Below are 15,487 nucleotides of genomic sequence, written 5' to 3' on the forward strand. Positions count from 1 at the left end.
GCTGTGGGCGACGTACGTCGCCCACAGCAGCGGGCTTTATGGTTGCCGCGATCAGACGGCCGGCTGATGCTGGGTGATGCAATGGATGCCGCCGCCCCGGGCGAAGATGGGGCGGGCATCGACCATCACGACTTCACGGCCCGGATACGCCTGCTCCAGGATCCGCTGGGCTCCCGCGTCCGCGGGGTCATCGAAACCGCAAGCGATGACGCCGCCGTTCACCACCAGATGGTTGATGTAGCTGTAGTCGACCCAGTCGAGCTCGTCCCGAAGGGTGTCCGGGGCCGGTACCTCCACGATTTCCCAGGCACGACCCTGCGCGTCGCGGGTCCCGGCGAGCATCGCAATGATGTCAGCCGTGATCTGGAAGTCCGGGTGCAGTGGGTTGCGCTGGGAGTGGACCAGCAGCACACCGGGCGACGGGATAGCGGCCACGATGTCCACGTGCCCGCGGGTTCCGAGTTCCTGCGAATCACGGGTCAGCCCGCGTGGCAGCCAGATGACATGCGTGGCGCCGATGGTGCGGGCCAACTCGGCTTCGACGTCCGCCTTGGTCAGGTGCGGGTTCCGGAACTTATCCAGCTGCACCGTCTCGGTGACCAGCACGGTGCCCAGACCGTCCACCTGGATTCCTCCGCCTTCATTGACCAACGGGCTGTCCAGCAGCTCCGCCCCGGCCAGCCTCACCACTTCCGCACCGACCCCGGAATCCTTGCCCCACGTGGCCCAGTCCTGCTGCCCCCAGCCGTTGAAGACCCAGTCCACCCCGCCCAGCTGGCCGTCGTCGCCAGTCACGAATGTGGGCCCGATGTCCCGCATCCAGGCGTCGTCGAGGGGCGCTTCCACGAGGTCAATGCCCGCCGAAAGATAGCTTCGTGCGGCCGCCATGTCCGGCGGGTCCACCACCATCGTGACCGGCTCGAAGTCCGCTACAGCATGCGCCACGGCTGCCCACGCTGTCCGGGCCTCATGGGTTTCCTCCGCGGTGTGCCCTATCGAGGAACGCTCCGGCGGAAATGCCATCCAGACCCTTTCCTGGCGGGCCGTCTCGCTCGGCATCCTCCAGCTCATGACTGGGCCGCGGTCTGCTTGGCGGATACCGCCCCGTACGGGCGGTCGAAATCGACGTCCCGGGTGAGCTCGGCGTAGGTGTCGGGGCGGCGGGTGGTCAGGAACGGGAACAGTTCCAGCCAGTCCTTGCGCTGGTCCAGGTCGAGGTCGGCCACCAGGACTGCTTCCCGGTCCCGCGGCGCCTGGACCAGGACTCGGCCGTAGGGATCGGAAACGAACGAGGAACCGTAGAAGTTGATGTCGCCTTCATCGCCCGTCCGGTTGGGGACCACCATGAACGTGCCGTTCGTGATGCCGTGGCCTGTGATCACGTGTTGCCACAGCGGCTGGTGGTCAAACTCCGGGAAGGTCGGCTCCGAGCCGATGGCCGTGGGGTAGACCAGCATCTCCGCGCCGGCGAGCGAATATAGCCGGGCGACCTCAGGGAACCATTCGTCCCAGCAGGTGGGGAGTCCGACGGCGGCCCCGTCCAGTTCCGCGGGGCGGTACACGGGGTAGGCGTCGACGGCCGGTCCCGCGCGGAAGTACGTGTCCTCGTAGTAGCCGGCGCTGACGGGAATGTGGGTCTTGCGGGTGCGTGCCAGCAGCTCGCCCTGGGGCGAGACGAGGGCGGCGGTGTTGAAGCCTAGTCCGTCGTTTCCGTCTGAGCGCTCGTAGAGCGAGGCGTGGACGGTGACGCAGTGTTTCCGGGCCGCGTTGGCGGCGAACTCGAAGGTGGGGCCGTTGAGCAACTCCTCGGCGTTCCGGGCGGGGTTGCTGCCGGCCCGGACGTTGGCAGGATATTTGGACAGCGTAAGTTCCGGGAGGAACACGGCCCTGGCTCCGGCGTCGGCGGCTTTGCCGATGGCTTCGGTCAGCACCGACCTCAGCTCTGCGGCGTTGTCCCGCCAGCGGTGCTGGACCAGGGCCACGCGGAGGGGCCTGCGGGTGCTTTCCTGGCTCCGGGCGAAGGAGGCGGGCGGTTCGGTGTTGGCGATGATATCCATGGTGGTGCTTCCTAACGGGACCCTAGGGGTCCTTGAATGATCGCGGGATTCCGTTGGAATCGCGTCGTTTGATAAGTGGTTGAGAGTTGGGTCGGTGGTTCATTTGCCCAGACCGTGTCCGGAAGGTTCCAAGGTGCCCGGGCGTGCTGGGGTGAGTGCGTCGATGGCCGTCGTCACCAGGGAACGCGCGTGGTCTGTGGTGATGAAACCGTTGAGCCAGCGGCCGGAGATCCCTTCCACCAAACTGGTGAGGATCTCCGCGGTGACTGCGGCCTCGTCCTCGCTGGTGCCCTCGCTGGCGGCCACGATGGCCTGGGCGATCTCGCGGTTCCACTCCGCCGTTGTCCGGGAAAGCGGTTCCGCCAGCTCCTGTTCGAAGATGGAGCAGGCCCGCAGTTCATTCCAGGCCACCGAATTCCGGCGGACATCGGCGTCGTCCCTGATTTCGTCAAGGAGCAGGTGCCTGAAGTGCCGGGCGCGGTCTTCAGCGTCAGGGGAGGTGGGGGCGGCGTCGTCCTTGCTGACCTGCTTGTTGATGTGTTCAAGCGTTGCGGCAAGCAGGCCGGCACGGTCAGTGAAGTGGTAGTACAGGAGGCCCGGCGAAACTCCGGCTTCTGCTGCCACATCGTTGACCCGCATTCCCCGGACCCCGTTCCTGGCGATGCAGGTGGTGGCGGCGGTGAGGATCTTGGCTAGTTTGTCAGTCATGGTTTGACAGTAATACGTGCTCACCCCGCTCCGGTGCGGCCTCGGCCAGGGAGGCGGGCGGTTCGGGCCAGAGCCGGAGCGCCGCGAGATAGCCGGCGGCTCCGATGACCGTGGAGCCAAGGAAGCTGAGGTCGACTCCCCCGGCGAGCTGCGAGAGCGGGCCGGTGTAGAGGGATGTGTCCGTGGCCAGCAGGCCGAAGACTGATCCGATGGCCCAGGGGATCACGGCCCGGAGGTTCCAGCCGTTGCTGAACCAGTACCGTCCGCGAGGTCCGTTGGCGCGAAAGAGCTGGAGGTCTGCGGCGTGGTATTTGCCGCGGCGGGCCACCAGGAAGCCCAGGACGTTAATGGCCACCCAGGGGCCGGCGAATCCGTTGAGCACCAGGGTCATGGCGGTGATGGAGTCCACCGCGTTGAACACGAAGACACCCAGGTAGAGGAGTCCGACGGCGATCGCCGACGTGATGAGCGTGGTGTGGATGCGGCGCAGGCGCGGGAAGAGTGCTTCGAGGTCCAGGCCGCTGGCGTAGAGGTTGAGCACACCCTGGCCGAGCCCGCCGGCCAACGCGATGATGAGGATTGGGAGCAGGTACCAGGCCGGTGCGGACCGCACCAGGTCTGCGACGTAGGAGCCGCCGAGTTCAGGGATGGCCGACGCCGTGAAGGCACCGAAGAGGGCCGTGACAAACAGGCCCAGGAACACACCGAGGCAGGTGGCGCCGACCACGGACCGGTCCGAGTGGAGCTTTCCGGAGATGCGCCGGCTGTAGTCGCCCAGCGTGGGCGCGTAGGACAGCGGGCCTCCGACGGAAATGACGGCGGCCAATATCCAGGTGGGCCAGAAATCGCCCAGAAGGTAGTCGGCGTGCACGGAGGTGGGGCTGAACGTTGGAGCGAACGCAACGACGCCCATCAGCAACAGAATGCCGACCACCGGAGCGACAAATTTCTGCATTGCCACCACCGTGCCGTGGCCAAAAAGCGCGACCAATACGATTTCCACGGAGATCACGGCGTAGCCGATGGCCAGCGTGGTGCCGTCAACAGGCACGCCCAGCAGCCGCTCGGCGGCGGCGACCAGCGCGTCGCCAGAAGTCCAGACCGCGATGGCGGCGTAGGCAAGGGCGAATAGCAGGGTCAGGGCTGAACCGATCAATCTCCCGCGGGTGCCGAAGTGCGCGGCGCTGGAAACGGTGTTGTTGGTGCCGGTCCGTGGCCCCAGGAGAGCCATCGGGGCGATCAGGGCCGTACCAACGAGGAGTCCGGTGAGGCTGGCCGTGGCGGCGCCGACGAAGTCCAGGCCGAAGGTGATGGGAAGCCAGCCGAAAACGATGACCGAGAAGGCGAAGTTGCCGCCGAAGAACACAGTGAACAGGTTCCGGGGGCGGGAGGTGCGTTGTTCGTCGGGAATGAACTCGATGCCGGCCGACTCAATGCGGCCGAAGCGGTCCTTGTGCGCGGATGCGGCACCGACGGAATCCGCGTCTTTGCGGAAGCGCGTGCTGATCATGGCAAGCCTTTCGTGAACTACATCACGTTGATGCAATGCATCAACCATAAGTCCTGACTGAATTTTCAGTCAATAGCTTCGCTGCACAATCTGCCCTGGTTTTTTGGACACCTATAGGAGCATCATTTATGCCGGCGTCAGGGTTGCAGGCTAAGTCCGTCATCCAGGATCTGCCTTATGCCGAACTTTCCTACGGCGAACATCCGCGGATTGTCATCGGAGTGGCTCAGCATGGCGGTGGACAGGATGAGAGCCCAACCGCGGGCCCTCATCCAGGTGTCGCCTTCCACTGCGGAGCCAAAGGCGCCCATGAAGCGGCGGCGGGCACCGGCGTCGAACATCAGCCACCCCACCGCAAGATCGACAGCCGGGTCCCCTGCCCCGACGTCGCCGAAATCGATGACGCCGGCCAGGGAGCCGTCGTCCGCCAGCAGGATGTTGCCGGGGTGGAGGTCCCCGTGGAGCATCATCGCCGGACCATCCCAGGCTTTGGCGGCACAGGCCTGCGCCCACACTGCTCTCAGCGCGGCCGCCTGCGGGTAGCGTTCGTGGTCCCCGAGACGTTCCACCAGCACAGCACCACGGTCCGTCAGGGGCACGCCTCGGAAAGGGTTCACCGGGACGCCGGTTTCGGCGGGCACGTGAAGGGACAGCAGGAAATCGGCCAGGCCTTGAGCCGCCGGTCCGCGGCCTGCCGGGCCGACGTCGGCCACAGCGGCTCCGGGGACCCACCGCACGATGCTCCACGGCCAGGGAAAGTCCAGCGTCGCCGTGCCGGCATGGACGGGGACAGGAACAGCCACCGGGGAGCGGCGGGCTATGTCGGGAAGGTAGCGCTGCTCATGCAGTATCAGCGGAACGGCCTCCGCCCTGCGCGGCAGCCGGACGGCCAGATCGTCACCGAGTCGGAAGGTCGCGTTGTCCCAGCCGTTCGCAACCCGCGCTAAAGGACAATCACCGAGGTCGGGCCGCTGATCCCGGACGAGGCGCTGGACCACCGCGTTACTCACTTCCACCGTGGCTGGCGGCATTCCGGCCATCCAGAAATCCGCCTTCCCTGTGGTTGCAACGCTTGCGCCTGCACTGCAGTCCGGTCCCTAGTCCGAATATAGTTCAAGCCCCCAAAAGCGGGGGCTTGGACCGACCACATGACAGCGGACGACGGCGGGAAGTCCCGCCGTCGTCGTGGGACGGCATGAAGTTGCGGCTCACTCATCCGGCAGGGACTGCCGGATTCCCAGAGGTCAGCCCGCGCCCTGGCCCTCGCGGGCCACCTCTTCCAGAATCCTGGCTGTCGGCGCTGCCGTCATCAGCTGCCCTATCACCTCGGGGTTGTCCCACACCTGGGTGCGCAACTTCTCCAGAAAGGCGGCTGCGGCGTCATTGGTGTCGAAGTCAAGGAGCACGGCCACGCTGTTCTGCTCCTCGGTATCCCGGTACAAGCGGACAGACCGGGCGCCGGAAGCGGCGCGGCCTGCGGGATCCGTGTCGAAGACTTTCTTGAAAGCCTCGTATTCCCGGACCGGATAGCTAATCTGCAGGGTGAACATCGTCGTTCCTTTCCCTCGGGCTTTGGCAGGGACCACGATAGGCCGTCCAGGGTGATCCCGGTAGGGCCGGAGGGCGGCCTTGATCAATGCTGCGCCGCCCCCAGAATGGCCAAGCGAACGAGCGACGCAAGCGGCGGCGGAACGTCCCGCCGTCCCTCCAGAGCGCTCATACGCAGGGAGCCTCCGTGAGACTTCCTGGTCAAGCGATGGAACAGGCAGCTCCCAGCAGGCCCCTGGTCGGGCTCCCGCGGGGGATGCCGGCTGGGGGTGGCTGACCGGGATCCTGGCAGGAGTGCTCGGTCTGGGCCCTTGGCTGCTGACCGGCGCAGAGCTCCCGCTGCAGAATTTGTGGGGCGCAGAGGTCGCCGCGGACCAGATGCCCATGTCGTTACTCCCGCTAAGCCAGTACGAACTCACCACAATCGTGGCCCTCCTCACCGTGGGAGGCGCGGCAGCCGGACTCGCAGTGCGCAGCTGGTCCCCCGCCCGACGGCGACTGGTGGCGTGGTGCGCGGCAGCCGGCCTTCTGGTGGTCCAGTTCACGGCGGCCGTCCAGTCCTTCACAGTGCTCGGCGACGGCCTGACGGGCGGAACAATGGCGGGCCTCTACTTCGCCGGGCTGCTAGCGGGCGTGACCGCATCCGTCGCTGCGGCCCTCGTGGCGCACCTACTGCTCTGTTCAAGGTCACGGAGCCTGGCTACATTGGGCGCCGGACTCATGGCCGTGCCGTTCGCTTCGTGGACGGTGGAGTGGGTTGTCGGCTTCGTTGGCCACGCCAACGTCCCCGTCGAAGTGCCGACAATGGCTCACTGGATTCCGGCCATCCTGGTTGGTTGCGCCCTGGCATGGTGCGGCCTTCGCCCGGCGCGGCGGGCCGCGGTGTGGGCAGCGGACCTCGCCCTGTTGTGGGTGGTTCCCGCCCTGTTCATCTCCGTCAACTACGTCCTGGGGACGCGGGTACTGGCTGGCGACCTGCAGGAGATGCTGTTGATGAGCCGGCAAATCCTGGCGGCAACGCTTGGCCCCGCGGGCGGAGCAGCTCCCACAGTCGTGCTGGCCCTGGTCATCGCACTGGCAGGGCTGGGTGCCAAATCCATTGCCGCTCACCGACGGCCGGACGTGCCCACCTTCCCGTCTGCGTAAATTCCGGACTTCCCTATCCGGGTCCAGTGGGGGCTGAGAACCTAAGCGTTCTCTGCCATAGCCCTGTTGGCTGCCGGCGCATCCTCCGGGGTTCCGTACTGGGCGGAGCCCGACGACGGATGCGCCACGACGGCTGCGGCATGCTCCGCCAGCACACCCGTTTGATGGCGGATTTTCAGCCGGTACAGCAGGGCACCGCCCCCGGCGACGGTGGCCACGAAGATCACCCCTCCCCACTGCAGGTACCACTCGAACGGCGGCACCGAGTTGTAAATCTCCGGCCGCGGCCAGACCAGGTTCAGGGTCATGGCGCAGCCCCACAGGACCGCGAGGACATTCACGGGCAGGCCCCACTTGCCTAGGCTGAAGCCGGGCTCCGAGCCATCGGCGGCGAGCGGCCACTTCTTCAGGAGCCGGTTGCGCAGCAGGGGAACCGTGACCAGGAGGTAGGACAGGTAAATCAGGACGATGCTGATGCTTGACAGGATGGTAAAAATGGCTGGCTGGGTGACGTTGACCAGCAGCGGGATGACGGCCAGGACGCCGATCACGATGGCCGCGACAGTGGGGGTCCTGCGGACCGGACACACTTTGCTGAGCTGCCGGCTGAATGGGAGGTTGTTGTCCCGCGCCATGGCGAACATCATGCGGATGGCTGCGGCGTGCACCGCCAGGGTGCAAACCATCACGGCCACCACAATGCAGGCAAGGAATGCCTTGCCGAAAGGCCCGCCCAAGACGGAGAGCACAATGTGCTGCAGGCCGCCGTCGGCCGCCCCCACCCGGGGGTCGGTCAGGTCCGGTGCGGCCAGGATGCCGAAGAGCAGGATCAGCCCGCCCAGCAGGAAGGATGCAGTGACGGCGCGCAGAATGGCCTTGGGTGCCGTCCGTTTGGGGTCCTTCGTTTCCTCTCCGAGGGAGCTGGCGGTGTCAAAGCCGTACATGACATAACCGGACGCCATCGCGCCGATCAGGAACACGCCGAAGAAGCCGAGATCGTGGCCTTCCCCGAAGCCGGCAGTGTCGAAGAAGACCTCAGGCCCCCGCACCACGTGCCAGCCCAGCGCGAGGATCAGGAGCACGGCCGCCACCAGCTCCACGAAAACGCCGATGCTGTTGATCCGTGTCATCAGTTTCACGCCGAACGCGTTAATAAGAGTGGAGATGGTGATCATGATGGTGGCCAGCACCACGCCGTTCATGGCGAAGTCGTACGGTCCGGTACCGTCACCCACGAACTGGAAACCGGACCAGAGCTGCGGCAGGGTGATCTGCAGGGCCAGCGCCACCGATCCCAGCGCCATGACGGAGGACAGCAGCAGCAGCCAGCCGGCCAGCCAGGACGACGTTCCGGAGGCCAGCCGCTTGGCCCAGTTGTACACCGATCCGGCCACGGGGTAGCGTCCCGCCAGTTCGGCGAAACACAGCGCCACCATCAGCTGGCCGGCGAAGACGAGGGGCCAGGACCACGCGTACGCAGGGCCGGCCATGGAAAAACCAAAGTAGAACAATTGGAAGACGCCGGTGAGGATGGAGATGTAGCTGACGCCTGCGGCGAAGCTGGCAAACTTACCGATGCTCCGGTCCAGGGTCTGGGTGTAGCCAAATTCGTCCATGCCGCTTGAATCAATACTCTTGCTGGGTTCCAACATGTGTGAACTCCTAAGTCAGAAAGTACGCTCGATGCAACCCGCGGCCGCCTTCGGACGCGGGCGAAATCAATAGCCTGCGGAACTTACCGCTCAGGCGAGCGACGTGCTGAGCTCCCGCTCCGCCGCCGCGGTTTCGCCGGTCCGGCCGGCGCGGGTGAAATCGGTTCGGATCAGGTCGGCGCAGCGCTCGCCGATCATCATGACGGTGATGTTGGGGTTGACGGTGATGTGTTCAGGCATGACGGACGCATCGGCGACCCGAAGGCCGGTGACGCCCTTGACCCGCAGTTCGGGATCGAGCGGTGACATGCCGTCATCGGCCGAGCCCATGCGGACGGTTCCCACGGGGTGGTACACCGTGTTGTGGGTCTTGCGGATGTAGTCCCGCAGTTCCTCGTCCGTCTGTGCCTCGACGCCGGGCGAGAGTTCGCGGCCGGTCCATTCCGCCATGGCGGGCTGGGCGGCGATTTCACGGGCCTTGCGGATGCCGGCCACCATGACCCGCATGTCGTGGCCATCCGGGTCCGTGAAGTAGCGCGGGTCCACCATGGGCTTGTCGCGGAAGTCCCGGCTGCGCAGCCTGACGGTGCCGCGGGAGCGGGCGTGCGTGACGTTCGGGGTGAGGCTGAAGCCGTTCTCCGTAGTGGGGTAGCCCTGCCGCAGGGTGTTCATGTCGAACGGGACGGAGCCGTAGTGCATCATCAGGTCCGGGCGGTTCAGCCCGTCTTCGGTGGGGGTGAAGATACCGATCTCCCACCACTGCGTGGATGTCTGCACCATCGGCCGCTTGGCCTCGAACTGGACCACGCCTTCGGGGTGGTCCTGCAGATTCGCGCCCACGCCGGGGGAGTCCACCAGGACCTCGATGCCGTGCGCGGCGAGGTCCGCTGCCGGGCCGATGCCCGAGAGCATAAGCAGCTTGGGCGAGTCGATGGCGCCGGCGGACAGGATGACCTCGCGGCGCGCGGAGAGCCGGTGGGTCCGGCCAAATGCGGAGTCCACGACGTCGACGCCGGTGCAGCGCTTGTCCGCATCGAACACCAATTGGCGGGCGCGGAGGCCGGTCAGCAGGGTGAAATTCGGGCGGTCGACGATTGGGTGGATGTAGGAGACCGAGCTGGACGCCCGGGTGCCGTCCGTGCGGCGGTTGATCTGGAAGAAGTTGGCGCCGTTGACCACCGTGGTTCCGGTGTTGAATTTCACCCGAGGGATGCCGGCCTGTTCGCATGCGTCCAGGAGCGCAACGCCGGCAGGATCCACCGGGGGCACATTCATCAGGTGCACCGGGCCTGAGTCCCCGTGGTGGGGTGCGTCCGGTCCGGCGTCCTCGTTGGTTTCCAGCCGCTGGTACAGCGGCCAGGCCGCGTCGGCGTTCCAGCCAGTGGCGCCGTATTTGGCTTCCCACTCGTCCAGGTCTTCCCGTGGCGCCCAAAAGGCGATGCAGGAGTTGTGGCTGGAGCAGCCGCCCATGACCTTGGCCCGGGCATGGCGCATGAAGGAGTTGCCGTTCTCCTGCGGTTCCACCGGGTAGTCCCAGTCGTAGCCGGACTCCAGCAGCTCCATCCAGCGGTCCAGTTGCAGGATCTCGGTCAGGCCGCGGTCATCAGGTCCGGCCTCCACCAGGGCAACGGTCACGTCCGGATCCTCGCTCAGCCGCGCGGCGACTGCGGCGCCAGCGGATCCGCCACCAACGACGACGTAGTCAAACACGCGATCGATGAGGTCCTCGATATTGTCGTAGTGCACCTAGTTCTCCTTGCCGTGGTCAGCGAACCAGCCGGTTACCTGCGGGCTGGTGTTCTGGTAGATGTGCTTGGCTTCCTGGTACTCGGCCAGGCCTGTCGGGCCGAGTTCGCGGCCGACGCCGGACTGGCCGAAGCCACCCCACTCGGCCTGCGGAAGGTAGGGATGGTAGTCGTTGATCCAGATGGTGCCGTGCCGCAGCCGGGACGCCACGCGCTGCGCTTTCCCGGCGTCCTGGGTCCAGACCGCGCCGGCCAGCCCGTAGATGGTGTCGTTGGCGGTGGCCAGGGCTTCGTCCTCGGTGCGGAACGTCTCCACGGTGACCACCGGGCCGAAAGCCTCGTCCACCACCACCGACATTCCCCTCTGGACGCAGTCCAGGACGGTCGGCTGGTAGTAGAAACCGCCGTCGTACTTCTTTCCCTCGGGCGCCGCACCGCCGGTCCGCAGCCGCGCACCCTCTTGGATGCCGCGCTGGACGTAGGCGTGGACTTTGTCCCGGTGCGCCGCGGAAATCAGCGGCCCGGTCTCGGCGGCGTCGTCAAACGGGCCGCCCAGCCGGATGCCCCGAGCACGGCGGACCAGCTCGTCGACGAAGCGTTCGGCGATCGATTCCTCCACCACCAGCCGCGCCCCGGCGGAGCAGACCTGCCCGGAGTGGACAAACGCGCCGTTCAGGGCATTGTCGACAGCGGCGTCGAAGTCCGCGTCGGCGAACACTAGGTTGGGGTTCTTGCCGCCGAGCTCGAGCGCCACCTTCTTGACAGTGCCCGCTGCGGCCGCCGCGATACGCTTGCCTGTTTCCAGCCCACCGGTGAAAGAGACCAGGTCGACGGCGGGGTGTTCCGAGAGCGGTGCGCCCGCTTCCGCGCCGGGTCCGGTCACGAGGTTGGCGACGCCGTCCGGCAGGCCGACGTCCTGCAGCAGCTGCATGGCCAGGATGCTGGTGGACGGCGTCAACTCGGAAGGCTTAAGAACAAAGGTGCAGCCCGCGGCCAACGCGGGTGCGATCTTCCATGCGGCTTGGAGCAGGGGGTAGTTCCAAGGTGTGATCAGGCCGCAGACGCCTACGGGCTCGTAGACAATTTTGCTGACGACGGCGGGGTCCCCGGCATCCACCACGCGGCCCGACTGCTGCCCGGCGAGCCTACCAAAATACTCGAAACAGGCGGCGATATCGTCCATGTCGATGCGGCTTTCGGCGATCCGCTTCCCGGTGTCCTGTGACTCGGCGCGGGCGAACTTTTCCCGGCGTTCGCGCAATTCCGTGGCCGCCTTAAGCAGGATCGTGCCGCGCTCGGGTGCCGGGACGGAAGACCAGACGCCGGAGTCGAAGGCTGCACGGGCTGCGGCGATGGCGCGTTCGGCGTCCTCCCGGCCAGCCTCAGACACCGTGGCGGCCACTTCGCCGCTGGCGGGATTGCGGATCTGGCGCACGGCGCCCGAAGCGGCGGGTTCCCACGAGCCGTTGATGAACAGGGTGGATGCTGTGGAGTCAGGGGACGGTGTGGCGTAAGTCATACGCAGGACACTAATAGAAGTTGAACAAGTGTTCAATAGCTATCTTGAACAAATGTTCAATGTTTCTCAAGGACGCAGGGGCCGGTGGGCGGCCGGGCCTTATTCCTTCAGAAGCCCGGCGTCTTGGCTGGCATTGCCCCGCGGCGGGGCGAAGGCGATCTCCTCTGTACGGGCGATGCTCCGCTGGATGGATGCCTTATCCACACCAAGGAGCGCTGTCAGCCACATGCCGTTTTGAACGACGACGATGTCGGCTGCCCGTTCCCTGCATTCTCCCCAGGAGAGCCCGGGGTTGGCGTTGGACACGAGCGCCGCGAGTCCATCGAGATACCGGTCGAACGCCGCAGCATTTATTTCCGCAAAGTCTTCATGGGCTTGAGCGAGGGCCCAAAGGTGCAGGCGAAGGGACAGGTACCGTGTGGTCAGCAGTTCCGCGCCTGCAACCCGCCGGAGGGCATTGCGCAACTGTTCGTCCGGGTCCGACGACGGGTCAGGTGCGACCAGCATAAGGTCGTGCTCGTCCACGCGGCGCAGGGCCGCCCGGATCAGGCTCAATTTATCCTCGTAGTAGTAGTTAACGAGACCCAGCGCGACGCCGGCCTCACGGGCCACGGCCCGCATATTTACCCCTGAAATACCGTGGCGGGAGAGCAGATCGAGCGCCGCCTCGAGAATGCGCGACTGCCTGTCGATCTGTTCGCCGGAGTTCACGGTTTTTGTCCCCATCCGGCCAGACTATTGCCAAACCCGCCAGGAGTGCACTTTCGGGTAGCGCGTCCCCCTCGTATACGACGAGTTCGCCATGATATTCCGCCCAGGCGTCCTAACTGGCGTAGGCGGAGCGACCTGGATTTACCCGGTGGGCAGCGCCGCGAGTTCCGCGGCGCGCTGGTCCTTCAGCGCTGCGGTGTCGACGCCGGCGAACAGGTCCAGCATGCTGGCCAGCGGGTCATACGTGAGGTTGCCGTCGGCGTCGTATTCGCGGCGGTCCCAGACGAGGTCCAGGGCCACCTTGCGCTGGTCCTCCGGCAGTGAAGAGAGAGGCACGATCTTGGCGGCGTCGATGATGCCGCTGGTCAGGCCGGCCTGCACGGCCTCGTGCAGAAACACCGAGTTCAGGGCCATGCGCGCTGCTGGGTTCAGGCCGAAGGACACGTTGGAGACGCCGAGTGTTGTGTTGATGCCGGGGTACTTCGTGGTGATCTGGCGGATGGCTTCGATCGTTTCGATGGCGTCCCGGCGGGTCTCTTCCTGGCCGGTGGCGATGGGGAAGGTCAGGGCGTCGACGATGATGTCCTCGACGCGCATCCCCCACTCGCCCACCAGGGCGTCGACGAGGCGCGAGGCGATCGCCACCTTGCCGTCGGTGGTCCGTGCCTGGCCGTGCTCGTCAATGGTCAGGGCGATCACGGCGGTGCCGTGTTCCTTCACGAGCGGCATGATGCGCGCGAAGCGGCTGTCCGGGCCGTCGCCGTCCTCGTAGTTGACGGAGTTGACCACCGGACGCCCGCCAATGAGTTCGAGCCCGGCCTGCAGCACGGGCGGTTCGGTGGAGTCGATGACGAGCGGGAGCGTGGAGGCCGACGCGAAGCGTGAGACGACCTCCTTGATGTCGGCCACGCCGTCGCGCCCCACATAGTCGATACACACATCGAGCAGGTGCGCGCCGACGCGGACCTGCTCGCGGGCGATGTCGACGCAGTCATCCCAGCGCTCGTCGAGCATCGCCTGGCGGAATGCCTTCGAACCGTTCGCGTTGGTGCGCTCACCGATGGCGAGGTACGCAGACTCCTGGTCGAAATTCACGTGATGGTAGAGGGAAGCGATGCCGGCTTCACGCTCGGTGGGAACACGGCCGCCGTCGGCGCCCCTTCCGCCGCTCGTGACGGCGGCGGAGGTGCGGAAGGGCGCAAGGCGCTCGACGACGGCGGCCATGTGCTCCGGCGTCGTACCGCAACATCCGCCCACCAGGCCCAGGCCGAATTCCCGCACGAACTGTTCGTGCGCGGTGGCGAGTTCGGTGGGCGAGAGCGGATAGTGCGCGCCGTTGGCGGTGAGGACCGGCAGGCCGGCGTTGGGCATGCAGGCGATCGCCACGGAGGACTGCTTGGACAGGTGGCGCAGGTGCTCGCTCATCTCATCCGGCCCGGTGGCGCAGTTCAGGCCGATGGCGTCGACGCCGAGCGGTTCGAGCGCGGTGAGCGCGGCGCCGATCTCGGATCCCATGAGCATGGTTCCGGTGGTCTCGACAGTCACCTCGACGAAGATCGGGAGCCGGACGCTGCGGGCCACGATGGCCTGTTTGCAGCCGTTGACCGCGGCTTTGGTCTGCAGGAGGTCCTGGCTGGTCTCGATGAGGAAGGCATCGGCTCCCCCGTCGATGAGGCCCTCGGCCTGCAGGGCGAAGGTCTGTTTGAGGTAGTCGTAGCTGGTGTGGCCCAGGCTGGGGAGCTTGGTGCCAGGCCCCATCGAGCCCAGGACCCAGCGCATCCGTCCGTCTGTTTTTTCTGCCGCCTCGGCGCTTTCCCGGGCGATCTCCGCGCCCTTGCGGGCGAGCTCTTCGATCCGGTCGTCGATGCCGTAGTCGGAGAGGTTGGACCAGTTCGCGCCGAAGGTGTTGGTTTCCACCGCATCGATGCCCACGGCGAAGTACGCGTCATGGATGTCCGCGAGGACGTCCGGGCGCGTGACGTTGAGGATCTCGTTGCAGCCTTCCAGCCCCAGAAAATCGTCCTCAAGCGACAGCTCCCGCCCCTGCAACATGGTGCCCATCGCGCCATCGGCAATCACCACCCGATGGTTCACTGCATCCAGGAGTGCCTGGGAGCGAACGGGACGGGGGACGGAGTCGATATCAAGCGCAAAACGAGGCATCTAAACAGACTACGGGCGGGGGTCACGCATTGCGCCGTGTGTCCATGTACTACAACGGCGGGTGGTCCCCTGGGACCTTCGCGCGGGGCGCTTTCCTGGACCTGGTCGAGCCGGCAGGTGGCTACTAGGTCTCGGGTTCGACCAGCATCACGATCGTGTCCCGGCGTACGCCGTCGAATTTCATGGCGTCCGCCGCAGCCTCGGACTCCATCATTTTCTGGAACGTGTCCATGTCCGGAACTTCGACGATCAGACCGACGCGGTTCGATTTCTCCGGGTCGACAAAGGTTCGCACGGTCATGCCCAAGGGTCCGAAGACTTCCCGGCGTCGCGGCGAGCTGAGCCAGTGGTCAACGTCCTCGACCTCATGGAATATCAATAAAGTTGCCATCGTTGCCTCTGCTTTCGAAAGCGGCCTCAGGGGCTGGATTGAAAAGGAATCGCATGAGGAACCCCTGATCCAAGCAGAAATTACCACGGCCGACTTGTCTTCGATAGACCGCCAGAAAAAGCGGTCGGGACCACGATCTGCCCGGCCTCCATCACCAGGATGAGGCCGGCGTCGCGGATGGTGGAAAGCCCCTGTGCGATCACCAGGCTCGTCCGGTCCGAGCGCAGCGCGCCCATCGCCTTCCACCCCAGCGCGGCTCGTTGAGCGTCGACGCCGACGCCGACGCCGACGGGCAGCCGGTCCAGACCAAGCGGACGACGGCGGGTCTTCCCGCCGT

At 66.0% G+C, this 15,487-nt stretch carries 12 protein-coding genes and 2 pseudogenes; 1 reads left to right on the forward strand and 13 read right to left on the reverse strand.

All coding sequences use genetic code 11. The features are described from left to right. Positions 1-51 precede the first annotated feature (51 nt). From ACFVTM_RS23055 to ACFVTM_RS23080, 6 genes are all read right to left on the reverse strand, one after another. On the reverse strand, positions 52-1,071 hold the full coding sequence (locus tag ACFVTM_RS23055; RefSeq protein ID WP_390206569.1) for an agmatine/peptidylarginine deiminase: 1,020 nt from the start codon (positions 1,069-1,071) through the stop codon (positions 52-54). After that, positions 1,068-2,057, reverse strand: coding sequence for a nitrilase-related carbon-nitrogen hydrolase (locus ACFVTM_RS23060; protein WP_390206570.1), 990 nt, complete (start codon positions 2,055-2,057; stop codon positions 1,068-1,070). Before ACFVTM_RS23060 ends, ACFVTM_RS23055 begins: the two co-directional genes overlap by 4 nt. A 99-nt stretch (positions 2,058-2,156) precedes the next feature. Then, the gene (locus ACFVTM_RS23065) at positions 2,157-2,765 is read right to left on the reverse strand and encodes a TetR/AcrR family transcriptional regulator (RefSeq protein ID WP_390206573.1); all 609 of its coding nucleotides are present in this window, start codon (positions 2,763-2,765) and stop codon (positions 2,157-2,159) included. Further along, positions 2,758-4,275: a purine-cytosine permease family protein gene (locus tag ACFVTM_RS23070; protein WP_390206574.1), complete on the reverse strand. Its 1,518-nt coding sequence runs from the start codon at positions 4,273-4,275 to the stop codon at positions 2,758-2,760. The genes ACFVTM_RS23065 and ACFVTM_RS23070 overlap by 8 nt, the downstream gene beginning before the upstream one ends. Positions 4,276-4,412: 137 nt before the next feature. Continuing rightward, complete coding sequence (locus ACFVTM_RS23075; RefSeq protein WP_390206576.1) at positions 4,413-5,306, reverse strand: aminoglycoside phosphotransferase family protein; 894 nt, start codon at positions 5,304-5,306, stop codon at positions 4,413-4,415. 213 nt (positions 5,307-5,519) lie between these two features. Continuing rightward, positions 5,520-5,825: a hypothetical protein gene (locus ACFVTM_RS23080; RefSeq protein ID WP_390206577.1), complete on the reverse strand. Its 306-nt coding sequence runs from the start codon at positions 5,823-5,825 to the stop codon at positions 5,520-5,522. A 292-nt stretch (positions 5,826-6,117) separates the two neighbouring features. On the opposite strand from ACFVTM_RS23080, the gene ACFVTM_RS23085 reads away from it, so the two are divergent. Further along, positions 6,118-6,969, forward strand: coding sequence for a hypothetical protein (locus tag ACFVTM_RS23085; protein ID WP_390206578.1), 852 nt, complete (start codon positions 6,118-6,120; stop codon positions 6,967-6,969). Between the two features lie 41 nt (positions 6,970-7,010). Here ACFVTM_RS23085 and ACFVTM_RS23090 read toward each other — a convergent pair whose 3' ends face one another. The 7 genes and pseudogenes from ACFVTM_RS23090 to ACFVTM_RS23120 form a co-directional block, all read right to left on the reverse strand. After that, positions 7,011-8,621: an APC family permease gene (locus tag ACFVTM_RS23090; RefSeq protein WP_390206580.1), complete on the reverse strand. Its 1,611-nt coding sequence runs from the start codon at positions 8,619-8,621 to the stop codon at positions 7,011-7,013. A gap of 90 nt (positions 8,622-8,711) precedes the next feature. Beyond that, positions 8,712-10,367 carry a GMC family oxidoreductase gene (locus ACFVTM_RS23095; protein ID WP_390206581.1) on the reverse strand — a complete coding sequence of 552 codons (1,656 nt, stop codon included), beginning with the start codon at positions 10,365-10,367 and terminating at the stop codon, positions 8,712-8,714. Further along, a complete protein-coding gene (locus ACFVTM_RS23100; RefSeq protein ID WP_390206583.1) occupies positions 10,368-11,885 on the reverse strand; it encodes an aldehyde dehydrogenase family protein in 1,518 nt (505 codons plus the stop codon). It lies immediately after the preceding gene. Between the two features lie 99 nt (positions 11,886-11,984). Beyond that, positions 11,985-12,611, reverse strand: coding sequence for a TetR/AcrR family transcriptional regulator (locus ACFVTM_RS23105; RefSeq protein WP_390206585.1), 627 nt, complete (start codon positions 12,609-12,611; stop codon positions 11,985-11,987). Positions 12,612-12,740: 129 nt separating this feature from the next. Continuing rightward, positions 12,741-14,759: pseudogene (locus ACFVTM_RS23110) on the reverse strand (homocysteine S-methyltransferase family protein); the annotation flags it as partial. A gap of 124 nt (positions 14,760-14,883) precedes the next feature. After that, positions 14,884-15,150, reverse strand: coding sequence for a hypothetical protein (locus ACFVTM_RS23115; RefSeq protein WP_390206586.1), 267 nt, complete (start codon positions 15,148-15,150; stop codon positions 14,884-14,886). Between the two features lie 80 nt (positions 15,151-15,230). Next, positions 15,231-15,487: pseudogene (locus ACFVTM_RS23120) on the reverse strand (hypothetical protein); the annotation flags it as partial.

It is taken from the genome of Arthrobacter sp. NPDC058130 (assembly GCF_042884475.1).
GTDB lineage: Bacteria > Actinomycetota > Actinomycetes > Actinomycetales > Micrococcaceae > Arthrobacter.

Coding starts and splice junctions, on each gene's coding strand:
- ACFVTM_RS23055 (WP_390206569.1), bottom strand. CDS start 1,071: ATGAGCTGGAGGATGCCGAGCGAGACGGCCCGCCAGGAAAGGGTCTGG.
- ACFVTM_RS23060 (WP_390206570.1), bottom strand. CDS start 2,057: ATGGATATCATCGCCAACACCGAACCGCCCGCCTCCTTCGCCCGGAGC.
- ACFVTM_RS23065 (WP_390206573.1), bottom strand. CDS start 2,765: ATGACTGACAAACTAGCCAAGATCCTCACCGCCGCCACCACCTGCATC.
- ACFVTM_RS23070 (WP_390206574.1), bottom strand. CDS start 4,275: ATGATCAGCACGCGCTTCCGCAAAGACGCGGATTCCGTCGGTGCCGCA.
- ACFVTM_RS23075 (WP_390206576.1), bottom strand. CDS start 5,306: ATGCCGCCAGCCACGGTGGAAGTGAGTAACGCGGTGGTCCAGCGCCTC.
- ACFVTM_RS23080 (WP_390206577.1), bottom strand. CDS start 5,825: ATGTTCACCCTGCAGATTAGCTATCCGGTCCGGGAATACGAGGCTTTC.
- ACFVTM_RS23090 (WP_390206580.1), bottom strand. CDS start 8,621: ATGTTGGAACCCAGCAAGAGTATTGATTCAAGCGGCATGGACGAATTT.
- ACFVTM_RS23100 (WP_390206583.1), bottom strand. CDS start 11,885: ATGACTTACGCCACACCGTCCCCTGACTCCACAGCATCCACCCTGTTC.
- ACFVTM_RS23105 (WP_390206585.1), bottom strand. CDS start 12,611: ATGGGGACAAAAACCGTGAACTCCGGCGAACAGATCGACAGGCAGTCG.
- ACFVTM_RS23115 (WP_390206586.1), bottom strand. CDS start 15,150: ATGGCAACTTTATTGATATTCCATGAGGTCGAGGACGTTGACCACTGG.